8 protein-coding genes and 3 pseudogenes are annotated in these 13,670 nt (G+C 40.3%); 7 read left to right on the top strand and 4 right to left on the bottom strand.

What is annotated here, in order from left to right; all coding sequences use genetic code 11:
* Window positions 1-39: 39 nt before the first annotated feature.
* On the top strand, window positions 40-1,398 hold the full coding sequence (locus M5V91_RS12820; RefSeq protein WP_009336809.1) for an IS1182 family transposase: 1,359 nt from the start codon (window positions 40-42) through the stop codon (window positions 1,396-1,398).
* A 255-nt stretch (window positions 1,399-1,653) separates the two neighbouring features.
* Here the strand turns inward: M5V91_RS12820 and M5V91_RS12815 are convergent, their stop codons facing one another.
* Entirely contained in the window at window positions 1,654-1,854 is a 201-nt protein-coding gene (locus M5V91_RS12815) for a YlaI family protein (RefSeq protein ID WP_009330956.1), read from the bottom strand.
* Between the two features lie 237 nt (window positions 1,855-2,091).
* Between M5V91_RS12815 and M5V91_RS12810 the strand changes: the two genes are divergently transcribed.
* Window positions 2,092-2,547 carry a pyridoxamine 5'-phosphate oxidase family protein gene (locus M5V91_RS12810; protein WP_019381680.1) on the top strand — a complete coding sequence of 152 codons (456 nt, stop codon included), beginning with the start codon at window positions 2,092-2,094 and terminating at the stop codon, window positions 2,545-2,547.
* A 90-nt stretch (window positions 2,548-2,637) separates the two neighbouring features.
* On the opposite strand, the gene M5V91_RS12805 is transcribed toward M5V91_RS12810, so the two are convergent.
* Complete coding sequence (locus tag M5V91_RS12805; protein ID WP_217027488.1) at window positions 2,638-3,243, bottom strand: YhcN/YlaJ family sporulation lipoprotein; 606 nt, start codon at window positions 3,241-3,243, stop codon at window positions 2,638-2,640.
* Between the two features lie 337 nt (window positions 3,244-3,580).
* Here M5V91_RS12805 and M5V91_RS12800 point away from each other — a divergent pair.
* A pseudogene (locus tag M5V91_RS12800) lies at window positions 3,581-4,911 on the top strand (PhoH family protein).
* Window positions 4,912-5,371: 460 nt separating this feature from the next.
* On the opposite strand, the gene M5V91_RS12795 reads toward M5V91_RS12800, so the two are convergent.
* The gene (locus M5V91_RS12795) at window positions 5,372-5,869 is read right to left on the bottom strand and encodes a molybdopterin-binding protein (RefSeq protein ID WP_019381683.1); all 498 of its coding nucleotides are present in this window, start codon (window positions 5,867-5,869) and stop codon (window positions 5,372-5,374) included.
* 138 nt (window positions 5,870-6,007) lie between these two features.
* Between M5V91_RS12795 and glsA the strand changes: the two are divergent.
* The 4 genes and pseudogenes from glsA (at window position 6,008) to pyc (ending at window position 12,429) form a co-directional block, all read left to right on the top strand.
* Window positions 6,008-6,939 (top strand): annotated as a pseudogene (gene glsA / locus M5V91_RS12790) (glutaminase A).
* Between the two features lie 127 nt (window positions 6,940-7,066).
* On the top strand, window positions 7,067-7,348 hold the full coding sequence (locus tag M5V91_RS12785; protein WP_019381685.1) for an Fpa/YlaN family protein: 282 nt from the start codon (window positions 7,067-7,069) through the stop codon (window positions 7,346-7,348).
* Window positions 7,349-7,606: 258 nt separating this feature from the next.
* A complete protein-coding gene (locus M5V91_RS12780) occupies window positions 7,607-8,809 on the top strand; it encodes an FtsW/RodA/SpoVE family cell cycle protein (RefSeq protein ID WP_009330949.1) in 1,203 nt (400 codons plus the stop codon).
* A 180-nt stretch (window positions 8,810-8,989) separates the two neighbouring features.
* Window positions 8,990-12,429, top strand: a pseudogene (pyc, locus tag M5V91_RS12775) (pyruvate carboxylase).
* Between the two features lie 197 nt (window positions 12,430-12,626).
* On the opposite strand, the gene M5V91_RS12770 reads toward pyc, so the two are convergent.
* Entirely contained in the window at window positions 12,627-13,604 is a 978-nt protein-coding gene (locus M5V91_RS12770) for a COX15/CtaA family protein (RefSeq protein WP_009330947.1), read from the bottom strand.
* Window positions 13,605-13,670: the final 66 nt, after the last annotated feature.

Below are 13,670 nucleotides of genomic sequence, written 5' to 3'. Positions count from 1 at the left end.
TTTTAAAATAGAAGTAATACAATGCTTGAGGTGATTTAAATGCTTTCAAAACATAATCCAATTCAACGGGATCAAATTGAAATGGTTGCTTTAGACGAACTTGTACCGGCGGACCATTTGGTCCGCAAAATTGAAGCGGCGATTAATTTCTCATTCATCTATGACTTGGTAAAAGATAAGTATTCAGAAAAAGGCCGCCCAAGTATTGACCCTGTAATATTAATTAAACTCACATTTATTCAATATACCTTCGGTATTCGCTCCATGCGTCAAACAATTGAAGAATTGAAAACGAATATGGCTTATCGATGGTTTTTAGGATATGGCTTTCACGATAAAGTTCCTCACTTCTCAACTTTCGGTAAAAATTATGAGCGCCGATTTAAAGACACCGATCTCTTTGAACAAATATTTTACCGAATCTTAAAAACCGCAGCTGAAAAGAATTTAATTAGTGCTGAACACGTTTTTGTAGATTCTACTCATGTAAAAGCGAGTGCAAATAAACGCAAATTTGAAAAGAAAGTTGTTCGAAAAGAAACCCGTGCTTATCAAGAACGCCTTCAAGAGGAGATTAACCAAGACCGCGAGGATCATGGAAAAAAGCCGTTTCCACCAGATAAGTTTGATAAAGAAGAATACAAAGAAATCAAGGAAAGTACAACAGATCCAGAGAGTGGCTACTATGTAAAAGATGAGCGTACAAAACAGTTCGCTTATTCTTTCCATGCGGCCGCAGACCGCAACGGCTTCGTGTTAGGCGCAATTGTAACCCCTGGTAACACGCATGATAGTCATATTTTAGAGCCATTGGTAGAACAAGTCATTGAGAAAGTTAGTAAACCAAAAGCTGTTGCGGCAGACGCAGCCTATAAAACACCTGCTATCACGAGCTACTTATTGAAAAACGACATCACACCTGCTTTACCTTACACACGACCTCGCACAAAAGAGGGTTTCTTCAGAAAACATGAGTATGTTTATGATGAGCATTTTGACTGTTACATTTGCCCAACTGGTGAGATATTAAAATATACTACAACTACAAAGGAAGGGTATCGTCAATATAAATCAGATCCTCGAATTTGTGCTGGATGCCCTTTCTTGTCTCAATGCACACAGAGTCAAGCACATCAAAAACTGATTCAACGTCATGTGTGGGAGGAACATGTGGAAGAAGCAGATCATCTTCGCCACCATCAAGACGTCAAACCGATCTATGAAAAACGCAAAGAAACAATTGAACGAGTATTCGCAGATGCAAAAGAAAAGCATGGCATGCGTTGGACAACCCTCAGGGGACTTAAAAAAATGTCGATGCAGGCGATGCTTACTTTCGCTGCCATGAATTTGAAGAAAATGGCCAACTGGACTTGGCAAGGTCCAGAAATGGCCTAAATGATAACCTCGGAGAGGTCTGCAATTCTCTGTAATTACTTGAAGTCCTACAAAAAATGAAAAAAGAGTTCGGAATGAGACTATTCCGAACTCTTTTTGTCTACAAACTGAAGCCGTCCCTATATGTTGTTAGGGACGGCTTTTTTATAGTTTAGGAATTTATAAAATATACAGGACGTGGCGGTTTTAGTTGAACTTCAGCTGATCAAGGCGCTTCCGCTTTTATTCTGCTCTTCATGATCGGTGTTGCCCGATTTACCATTCTTCCTCCTGGACTTTGCTTCGGTAGAGCTTAAAGTTTCCGGTATCTGCTCTTTCTTGAGTTTTTTCGGTAATTCTTGTTTCACATGGTTTGCACATATATGTGTGAATAGGGCGGTTTCGAAGCCGTTTAGCCTGTAAGGACTCGTTTTCAATTGATTCGATTTTATCACAAAGTACACATTTTACTCGCATAGGACACCTCATATTGTTTTTGCTGTTGTTAATACCATTATAGTATAAGTTAAGGATTGATTCGAATGCTTTAACGGCAAATTAAAATTTTTACGGTCAGACCGTATCGGGTTTATTGTGTTAGTTCATATTAGTATAGAAAGTGCAAAGGCTTCAACCAAACTTAAGGATAGGATGTTATTGGTTGAAAGAAAAGCGTTATCATACTATGATGAAGTTAATAAAGGAGGGAAAAGAATGGCAAATCAGGTAGAACCGAAATTAATTAAACCATTATATGACGAACTGCAAAAGGAACGTTTTGTTACACTTGCTACTGTTGATTTTGAAACCGGCGGTCCTAATGTCAATGCGATTTCATGGGTTTTGGCAAAAAATGAGGAAACATTGTATTTTGCAGTCGATAACCGTTCCAGGATTGTTCAAAATATAAATAGCAATAACATGGTTGTTCTGAATATTATTGCGAATGAATCTACATATTCCATCGCTGGTAAAGCTTCTGTTAAGGCAGAAAAGATGGAAGGAGTACCTCTTAAGCTTGCCCTTATGGAAATCACTGTGAAAGAAGTCCGTGATGTTATGTTTTACGGGTCTAAGATCACTGTAGAGCCGCAATATGATAAAACATATGATAAAGACGCAGCAGCCCGTTTGGATAAACAGGTTATGGAAGCGATGAAAAAAGCTTAGTTCCCTCTTGGAACTAAGCTTTTTTGGGGGCTAAAAAGCGGCAGGCACCTATACCGATTAGCTAAAAAGCTATAGATGCCTGTCACCCTTTTATTTATGATAATTCGATTGTTCTTCCTGTTTTTGTTCGAGCTGTTTTTCCTGATCATTGTCGAGCTTTTTCTTTGGATCTTCGGTTGCGTTTTTCTCATTTTTCTTTTTGGGATCAACTAAATCGGCTGGAACTTCAGGCATAAGCCGGCCTGCGATATCTGCCAGTTCATTCATGATTCCTTGCAAGGGTTCACCGTTTTGGATGTCATCAGCTATTTCCCGCAGCCTTGCGTTAATATCCGGATCAGCCACTACAATTGCTCTTGCACCATGAGGATCATTTTTGAGGCTTTCGGCAACTGAATATTTAATTGTTCCAACCTCAGAACGGTCGAGGTTTTTGTTCACATCTACTCCGACTATAGCAAAACGTCCAAGGACAACAGCAGTGGCATCATTCACATTAGGAACTCTGGTAGCCAAATTGACAAGATGCCTGGAAACTTGCTGTCCAGTCTCCCTGTCAACTTCCTGTATTGTACTATTTTTAACATTTATCGTGTTGGTATTTTGCTGTTCCTGATGGTCTAGCGCCTGATTGCCGTTCATACCGCACCCTGATAATAGCAATCCTGTCATGCATATCAGCAGCCATCTATTCATATTTGACACCTCCGGGCGATCAAAATTTCCCTGAAATTGAAATTGGTCACTTGACTTTTCAGGTTCAGGAATAATGAGATTCTTTAATGTTATTGTGCAAAATTTCTTCTATCTTTATTCGGCATTACATATATTTTTACCAAGATAGATTTGTCCACTTCATTAGGTAGCTTTATTCCTGATTAATCAACATCTGTAAAAGAATGAATAATATAAAACAACAGGAGAATATCCATCAAGATTGAAGGTGATTCTTTCATGAAGCTGCAAATCCGCAAGCAGGGGACCTCGCTTTTGTAATTTGCTAAATAAAGACACAAGAGGAGCAGGAGGCATCATATTGAGTAAAATTTACGTATTAGATACCAATGTCTTGTTGCAGGATCCTAATTCCATATTTTCATTTGAAGAAAATGAAGTAGTCATTCCGGCTGTAGTACTAGAAGAAGTTGATTCTAAGAAAAGGTATATGGATGAAATTGGGAGGAACGCAAGGCAAGTATCCCGGCTGATTGACAGCATGAGGGAGACGGGTAAGCTGCATGAGAAAATACCTCTTGAAAATGGCGGAAGCCTGCGAATTGAGTTAAATCATAGGTCTTTTCATGAACTTCAAGAGATTTTTGTAGAAAAAACAAATGATAATCGGATTTTGGCAGTTGCAAAAAACCTATCACTTGAGGAAGAGACAAAAGAAAATGGACGAACGGTTATTCTTGTAAGCAAAGATGCCCTTGTCAGAGTTAAAGCGGATGCTATCGGGCTAATATCAGAAGATTTCTTAAGTGACCGTGTGGTTGAAAATGATCATTTATATCCTGGGTTTCTGGAAGTCTATATCGGACTCGATATTATGAACCGCTTTTATGAAAAAGGAGAACTGCCGTTATCAGAAATAGCGAACCATCCTTTCTACCCTAATCAGTTTCTGGTGATGAAGGATGCGCTGGGTTCATCTTCGTCTGCGCTTGGTATTGTGGACAAAGGTGGAAAAAAGTGAAAAAGCTTATTTTTGACCATGATCATATTTGGGGGATCAAGCCAAGGAACGTCCAGCAAACAATGGCTCTTGAGCTCTTGCTGAGAGATGATCTGCCGCTTGTTACTCTTATCGGAAAGGCAGGGACTGGGAAAACTCTTATGGCGCTGGCATCCGGATTAATGCAGACAGAAGATTATGGCCAGTACAAAAAATTACTGGTGGCTCGCCCCATTGTGCCGGTAGGAAAAGATTTGGGATTCCTTCCCGGAGAAAAAGAGGAAAAGTTAAGGCCGTGGATGCAGCCGATATATGATAATTTAGAGTACCTGTTTAATGTCAAAAAACCAGGTGAATTGGATGCGATATTGGCTGGTATGGGCTCTATTGAGGTTGAAGCTCTGACATATATTAGGGGGAGAAGCATACCAGATCAATTTATTATTATTGATGAAGCACAGAACCTGACAAAACATGAAGTTAAAACTATTTTAACCAGGGTGGGGGAAGGAAGTAAGATTGTCCTGATGGGAGACCCTGAGCAAATAGATCATCCCTACTTGGATGCTTATAACAACGGGCTCACCTATGTGGTGGAGAGATTTAAAGATCAGGTTATCTCAGGGCATGTTAAGCTTGTTAAAGGTGAGAGATCTGGCCTTGCCCAACTTGCTGCTGACCTATTATAGCCTGCAATGAAAGCGGCTCTGGAATCTGCAGTCTTTATGCCCGTTTGGCTCCCGAAAGAAAAGCGCAAGCGCCTTGCCCACGAATAAACCAGATTAAGAACAACACGTCCTCCCAAAAGCTACCGCTTTAGGTGGTGCGAATTTTATGCAGCCGAAGCTTTCCTTTCCTTGTCCTGGGGCCTCAAGCACAAGACGAGCCTCCCGGAAAGGCGTCCTTTGCCTTTTTGGGAGGATTGCCCGAAATGTGCAGGCGACTGCCCAGGGACGACAAGCATAAGAAAGTCCTGCATGAAGGTGTTTTTTCCTTCTGGAAAGGGATTGGCTAGTCTTTCGTCCCTAGGAGCCTCAGCTAGACAAGCATGTGACCTCGAGGGGGGCAGGCTTCATTCGCTAGATATTTTTGGGCGTTCAAATATTTTATATATTAAATAAAAGGGCGATGCACAATCGCCCTCTCCGGTCATTCCACTCTAAATGCCTTCACTCTTTTTATGGGTGAGTTTTGATTGCTTCCATCCCCGTAATAGACATGAACTGGCCCATCTTCTTTTAAAGGTTTTCCATCCTTTGAGAACCCTAATATCAAATCGTCGGCTTGAGATAAAGTTAATCGAGTTTCCCCATCTTCACTTTCAATGATAACAGTTTCAGCATTCTCCTTTGGTTCTGCATTCCTAAGAAATGGCTTAAAAGGTATACCGAAAGTGCCTGTCAGAACCTTTTCTTTTTCAAATTTCTTTTCTGTTTTAAGTGTTGGAGGAAATACTGCGCCTTCCATGATTTCTCTATCCCAGTGCTTTGAGACTGCCTTGGTATATTCCTCAAGTTCATTTTTCCTGATGCCATCTTGAATAAAGTATGTTGTCAAATCGAGTCTCCGATCATCGAATATCCAGACTCCTGGATCTAAGGTGATTTGGTATTTAACGTTTCCTTTAAAGGCAATTATATTTTCCATATTGATCCTCCTGTCGGCGCATTAATGTATGTATAGGGTAAGTATACAGATTTTTGTGCGGCTTGTCATACAGGCATTCCCCGCAGTGAGTTGGGACAAGATATCAATATGAAAAGAACGAATCCGGGAGGTTCACAGATGACATGTCATACAAACGCTGATCTTCAGAAGATTGTTAATGAGGCAGCCCTGCATACTGTTTATGGAGAGGTGGCAGGCTATATTCCCGCACTTGCAGAGGTAAATAGGCATGACCTCTCAGCTGCTGTATATAATATCCAAGAAAAAGCTGTATTTACGCGGGTGATTATCAAAATAAATTCACTCTTCAAAGCATATCCAAAGTTCTTGTTTTGGCTTTGGCGATCCAGGATATGGGATACGAATATGTTTTCGGAAAAGTGGGAATGGAACCAACTGGTGACCCGTTCAATTCTATTTCCAAACTGGAAACTTCAATCCCTTCTAAACCATTAAATCCAATGATTAATGCAGGAGCTTTAGCAGTAACTAATATGATAAAAGGTGAGAGCTCCGATGAAAAATGGCATCGTATAATAGAGTTTGTGGGGAGGCTCGTAAATGATAAAAATGTATCTTGTAACGAAATAGTTGCAAAATCTGAATTTGAAACCTCATGGCTTAATAGGGCTTTATGCTATTTTATGAAACAGCATGGTGTAATTAATGGTGATGTAGAGGAACTAATAGACATTTATACAAAACAGTGTGCAATCGAAATGAACTGCTTTGATCTTGCCAGGGCAGGTGCAGTACTGGCGTTGGATGGAAAAGATCCTGAAACATATGAAGAGGTTATTCCGTCTGATATTGCCAGGGTTTGCAAGACGTTAATGGTGACATGCGGGATGTATAATGCTTCTGGAGAGTTTGCTATTAAAGTTGGCATACCAGCAAAGAGCGGGGTATCCGGTGGAATACTAGCTGTGGTGCCAAATAAATGCGGAATTGGCATATTCGGCCCTTCCCTGGACAAGAGAGGAAATAGCATCGCTGGTGTAAAAGTGCTTGAAATGCTTTCAAATCGAAATGACTACAGTATATTTTGAAATATATGGAAAGTGAGTATATTATGAAGGAATTCCTGGTCGAATCCCTTATTATCCTTGCTTTTTTCCAAGCTTAAGTATAAAATTTATAGATAGGATGATCGCTCGGAAATGGAGGGATTGAAAGTTGGCTTCTGACATGATTATTGATCACAAAGAAAAAGCAAATGCTCTATTAAAGGCAGATGCTGCTAAAATATTAAAATTAATTAAGGTGCAAATGGATAATCTGACTATGCCTCAATGTCCTCTATATGAAGAGGTTCTTGATACCCAGATGTTTGGCTTATCCAGAGAAATAGATTTTGCTGTCCGTCTTGGATTAATTGAAGAGGCTGAAGGCAAGGCTATTTTAGATGAATTGGAAAGGGAGCTATCCATGCTCCACGAAGCCTCAGTAAAAAAATAAAAAAAAACTCAAACATCTTTTAAAGATTGTTTGAGTTTTTTTATAACTGCATGAATTTTAAAAGAAATGAAATAGTATATCCACAAGAAAAGAAACCCCTAAGTTGTATAACTTATTTTTAAATTAGTATGGCATAATTATAGAATTTTTTTCTTTGCTGTGTTACATTTAAATTAACTTTTCTTTTCTTCAAAGCAGGATATTCAATACTATAGTAGAATAAGTAATAAACTTTAGAAGATAAGGGAAGAGGGCTGGATGTTTAAAAAAATATTAAAATCATATGATTATACCCTGATTATTGCAGTTGCCCTGTTATCTGTTTTTGGACTCATTATGGTATTCAGTGCAAGCATGGTAACAGCGGTGCAGATCTATGATCAGGAAAGCGACTATTTTTATAATAAGCAAAAAATGCATTTAATTATCTGTGCAATTGTTTTTATTATTGTCGCTCTATTTCCTTACAAAGCAATGCAAAGCAATAAATTTCTTGTTCCGATGGTGTTCATTTCGTTATTCGGCCTGATTGCGCTATTTATTTTTGGTAAAGTAGCCGGCGGGGCGATGAGCTGGTTTGAAATCGGAAGCAGAAGCCTTCAGCCTGCAGAATTTGTCAAGCTTTCAGTCATCATATATTTAGCAGCTGTCTATGCAAAAAAGCAGCCCTATATTAATGAGTTTAATAAAGGGGTTCTTCCCCCGCTTGCTTATCTGATTCTAGCTGCTTTGCTTGTTGCAGTTCAGCCTGACTTTGGTTCTGCGATGATTATTTTTCTGGTAGCAGCTGCCGTCATTTTTACTTCAGGCATGAATTTCAAAAACATATTTAGGCTAGGACTATTCGGGGTAATATTAGCTGCGCCTTTTATCCTTCTGTTAAAAGATAAGATTTTCGCACCTTATCGATTGGGCAGGGTCGAAGCATTTAGGGATCCCTTTGGATCAGAATTCGGGTATCAGCTATCGAATTCCTATATTGCCCTTGGTGCAGGCGGATTAAAAGGGCTGGGTCTTGGCGAAAGCATACAAAAGCTTGGTTATCTTCCTGAAGCGCATACAGACTTTATTATGGCTGTAATTGCTGAAGAGCTTGGGGCATTTGGAGTAGGTTTTGTAATTTTGCTTCTCGGGTATATTGTCCTGAGGGGAATCTTTATCAGTTTAAAGTGTAAAGATGCTTTTGGCAGCTTATTGGCTATTGGCATATCAGCTATGATAGGTATTCAGGCATTCATCAATCTTGCAGGGATTTCCGGTGTTATGCCGCTGACAGGTGTCACACTTCCATTTATCAGCTATGGAGGTTCATCTCTGCTTCAGCTTTCGATTGCAATGGGGATTTTAGTCAATGTATCTATGTTTGTAAATTATGAACAAAAATACAAAAATAAAAATGAACAGACAAAACCGGAATCCATGGAACTGGCTTCCGAAAAAACATTTTCCATTCGTAAATAGGCACAGAAACTTTTCAGTGCTTTATTTATACATCAATCAGCAGAAGCTGATTACATAATTGCTTCCATCAGGGAGCAGCCAATTCAAAGTTACTAAGGCCGGCCAGCGGGAAACCCACCCGGCCTCAACTTGGATTTGGCAGAATATTGCCAAAAAATACATAAAGACGAGGTGTTTTGGTTGAGCAGAAGAATTAACAAGGTATTAGTAGCCAATAGAGGAGAAATTGCCATTCGAGTGTTCCGTGCCTGCACAGAGCTGGATATCCGCACGGTAGCCATCTATTCCAAAGAGGACTCCGGATCCTATCACCGCTATAAAGCAGATGAAGCTTACCTGGTAGGGAAGGGAAAAAACCGATTGATGCCTATCTGGATATTGAAGGAATCATTGACATTGCGAAAAGCAGTGATGTTGATGCCATTCATCCGGGATACGGATTTCTGTCGGAAAATATTGAATTCGCAAAACGCTGCGAGGAAGAGGGCATCATATTTATCGGTCCTACTTCTAAGCATCTGGACATGTTTGGGGATAAAGTTAAAGCAAGAACCCAGGCACAGCTTGCAGAAATTCCGGTTATTCCAGGCAGTGATGGCCCTGTAGAAAGCCTGGATGAAGTGATTAGCTTTGGCAAAAATCACGGATTCCCCATTATCATTAAAGCTTCACTTGGCGGCGGCGGAAGAGGCATGCGCATCGTAAGGAGCCTGGAAGATGTTAAAGAATCATATGAGCGTGCAAAGTCGGAAGCTAAAGCTGCTTTTGGAAATGATGAAGTTTATGTTGAAAGATTCATAGAAAGGCCAAAACATATAGAGGTACAAATTATTGGTGACAATGAAGGGAATATTGTCCACCTGTATGAAAGAGATTGTTCAGTCCAGAGGCGTCACCAGAAGGTTGTAGAAGTAGCACCTTGCGTATCTCTTTCCGAAAAATTAAGAGATGATATATGCCAGGCTGCTGTCAATCTTATGAAGAATGTAGATTATATTAATGCAGGAACTGTGGAATTCCTTGTATCAGGTGATCAGTTTTATTTCATAGAAGTAAATCCGCGTGTGCAAGTTGAGCATACGATCACCGAAATGGTAACAGGAGTAGATATTGTACAAACACAAATTTTAGTGGCTGAAGGCTACTCGCTGCACAGTAAAGAAGTGGGTGTTCCGGAACAGGAAAATATTCACATTCATGGATTTGCCATTCAATCACGTGTTACAACAGAAGATCCTTTAAATAACTTCATGCCTGATACTGGGCGTTTAATGGCTTACAGATCAGGCGGCGGTTTCGGCGTGCGGCTTGATGCGGGGAACGGTTTCCAGGGGGCAGTAATCACCCCTTATTATGATTCACTGCTTGTTAAACTCTCAACGCACGCTATGACTTTCCAGCAGGCAGCATCAAAAATGGTGCGGAACCTGCAAGAGTTCCGAATCAGGGGCATTAAAACAAATATTCCTTTCCTTGAGAATGTAGTAAAACATGAGAAATTCTTAAGAGGGGAATATGATACATCATTTATTGATGAAACACCTGAACTATTCCTGTTCCCAAAAAGGAAAGACCGCGGAACAAAGATGCTGAGTTATATCGGGAATGTAACTGTTAATGGATTCCCGGGAATTGAAAAGAAGAAACGTCCGGTATTTGATGAGCCGCGGGTGCCAAAATTAAAATACAGCACAGATTACCAGGATGGCACAAAACAAATATTAGATAATCACGGTCCTGAAGGACTTGTTAAATGGATTAAAGAGCAAAAAGAAGTTTTAATTACTGATACGACCTTCCGTGATGCCCATCAATCATTGCTAGCGACAAGAGTAAGGACGAATGACCTGAAGCATATCGCAGAACCGACAGCAAAATTGCTTCCTGATATGTTTTCCTTTGAAATGTGGGGCGGTGCAACTTTTGATGTCGCGTATAGATTCCTGAAAGAAGATCCTTGGGAAAGGCTGCTGACATTGCGCGCAAAAATGCCAAATGTTTTATTCCAGATGCTTCTTCGTGCTTCAAATGCAGTAGGATATAAAAACTATCCGGATAATGTAATAAGAGAGTTTGTTGAAAAATCAGCCTACGCTGGCATTGATGTCTTCCGGATATTCGATAGCCTTAACTGGGTTAAAGGGATGGAAGTCGCAATTGATGCTGTCCGCCAGACAGGGAAAATTGCAGAAGCCTCCATGTGCTATACAGGTGATATTTTGGATCCTGCCAGAACAAAGTACAATCTTAAATACTATAAAGACCTGGCAAAAGAGTTAGAGAATCAGGGAGCCCATATACTGGCAATCAAAGATATGGCTGGTTTATTGAAGCCGCAATCAGCATACACCCTTATATCTGAATTGAAAGAGACTGTTGATATTCCAATTCACCTTCATACTCATGATACGAGCGGAAATGGAATTTTCACATATGCAAAAGCTATTGAGGCTGGAGTGGATATTGTGGATACGGCCCTAAGCACAATGGCAGGTTTAACATCCCAGCCAAGTGCTAATTCTTTATATTACGCACTGCAGGGGAATGACAGACAGCCAAAAATTGATATCCAGTCGCTTGAGCAGTTATCTTACTATTGGGAAGATGTACGCAAATATTACCAGGACTTCGAAAGCGGCATGAAGGCCCCTCATTCAGAAGTCTACCAGCATGAGATGCCTGGCGGACAATACAGTAATCTTCAGCAGCAGGCTAAAGCTGTTGGCCTTGGAGATAAGTGGGATGAAGTTAAGGACATGTATTCCCGTGTGAATCAAATGTTTGGTGATATCGTTAAAGTTACACCTTCTTCCAAGGTAGTTGGTGATATGGCGTTATTTATGGTCCAGAATCAGCTGACAGAGCAGGATGTTTTGAATAAAGGCAAATCTCTGGATTTTCCAGACTCAGTTGTAGAATTGTTTGAAGGCTATTTAGGACAGCCGTATGGAGGATTCCCGGCAGAACTGCAAAAGGTCATATTGAAAGACAGAGAGCCAATCACTGTCCGCCCGGGTGAGCTTCTTGAAGACGTGGATTTCGATGCTTTAAAAGAAAAACTCTTTAAAGAACTGGGCAGGCAAGTTACAAGCTTTGATGCAATTGCCTATGCATTGTATCCAAAAGTATTTATGGACTATATTAAGACCAGTGAACAATTTGGTGATATTTCTGTTCTTGACACCCCAACATTCCTATATGGTCTAAGGCTGGGTGAGGAAGTCGAAATTGAAATTGAAACAGGTAAAACATTGATAGTAAAATTAGTTTCTATTGGCCAGCCTCAAGCTGATGGCACAAGAATTGTTTATTTTGAGCTGAATGGCCAGCCTCGTGAAGTAAGCATAAAAGATGAAAGCATTAAAGCAACTGTAGCCTCCAAGGCAAAAGCTGATCCGCATAATGAAAGTCATATTGCTGCCAGCATGCCGGGAACTGTAATCAAGGTGCTTGTAGAAAAAGGTGAAAAAGTCGAAAAGGGCGATCACTTAATGATTACAGAAGCTATGAAAATGGAAACAACTGTACAGGCGCCATTTTCTGGAACAGTTAAAGACATCCATGTCTCGAACGGTGAAGCAATTCAATCAGGAGACTTATTGATAGAGCTGTCAAAATAAAGTGAAACTGCAATCAGTGTGGATCTTATCCCCACTGATTGTTAGTTGAGGAGGCCACAGTCTTTGTTCTTCTTTTTGGGCCCTTCTATCCTCCTTGATTCCACTGTGTCATGAAGTGGGGGTCTCACTCCCATAAGACTGCGAAAAATTAACAAAAGAGCTTCGGCAGTTTGCCGAAGCTCTTTTGTTTAAAGCAATTATGGAATGGAAGTAATGGTCGGGATAGCAGCTTCATCATTTTTCTCATTTTCCCTAACAGCTGAAACAGCAAGCTCATTCTTCCTGCTCCGTGAGGACAGAAGGATAAAATAGCTTAATACTCCAAATAAGCAGGAAATAAAGAATGCGTGGGCAAGAGCTATATACAGGTTAAGTCGTGTTAAAACAACTAATGCACCAGCAGCAACCTGCAGGGTTACTAAGATAAATGAAATGATCCAGCCCCAATAAACAACTTTCTGCTCCTTGTAATGCTTAATTGCAAGATAAGTAATGTAACCGATCCATATGAAAATTAATCCGGCAGCAGCTCGGTGGCCCATTTGCACCCATTCATACATATTTTCCGGAAGAGCGAAAGAACCGTTAAAGCAAAGCGGCCAGTCACGGCAGACAAGACTTGCATTAACATGGCGCACAAGCGCGCCAGTGTATACAACAGCATAGCTGTATATAGAAACTCCAATAATATGTTTCCTCATTCTTTTATCAATAATGAGCTTCTCGGCTTCGAATTTCTTATCTACTTCAAAGATAAGCAAAGTCAAAAGCAGTACTGCAGCAAATGATATTAAGGAAATCCCGAAATGAAGGGCAAGTACAAAATCAGATTGCCCCCATACTACTGCGGCCGCTCCAATTAAAGCCTGGAGGACAAGGAAGAAGAATGAAGTGAGTGATAAAAACTTTGTTTCCCTTATATGTCCCAATTTTCTCCATGTCCAAATCGATAATATCAGGACCATAAAACCAACTGAGCCTGAAACAAGTCTGTGCGCCAGTTCGATAATCAATTCAGGAGTAATGTCGCTTGGAACAAATTCGCCATTGCAAAGCGGCCAGGATTTTCCGCATCCCATTCCTGATTCAGTTTTAGTTACCAGGGCACCGCCGAGCAAAATTAAGAGCATGCCGATAGTTGTAAGAACGGCAAACCATTTTAAAGATCGTTGCAAAGCCTTTCACCTTCTTTAAATATTCTATGTCTATCAATGGGAAAACAATTGAATTACTAAGTATTT

Origin of the sequence: Cytobacillus pseudoceanisediminis, from assembly GCF_023516215.1 — a bacterium.
Lineage (GTDB): Bacteria > Bacillota > Bacilli > Bacillales > Cytobacillaceae > Cytobacillus > Cytobacillus pseudoceanisediminis.
The sequence above is the reverse complement of the archived record's forward strand: the minus strand, read 5'-3'. Positions and strand labels throughout refer to the sequence as shown.

Coding starts and splice junctions, on each gene's coding strand:
- M5V91_RS12820 (WP_009336809.1), top strand. CDS start 40: ATGCTTTCAAAACATAATCCAATTCAACGGGATCAAATTGAAATGGTT.
- M5V91_RS12815 (WP_009330956.1), bottom strand. CDS start 1,854: ATGCGAGTAAAATGTGTACTTTGTGATAAAATCGAATCAATTGAAAAC.
- M5V91_RS12810 (WP_019381680.1), top strand. CDS start 2,092: ATGGCAAATCAGGTAGAACCGAAATTAATTAAACCATTATATGACGAA.
- M5V91_RS12805 (WP_217027488.1), bottom strand. CDS start 3,243: ATGAATAGATGGCTGCTGATATGCATGACAGGATTGCTATTATCAGGG.
- M5V91_RS12795 (WP_019381683.1), bottom strand. CDS start 5,869: ATGGAAAATATAATTGCCTTTAAAGGAAACGTTAAATACCAAATCACC.
- M5V91_RS12780 (WP_009330949.1), top strand. CDS start 7,607: ATGTTTAAAAAAATATTAAAATCATATGATTATACCCTGATTATTGCA.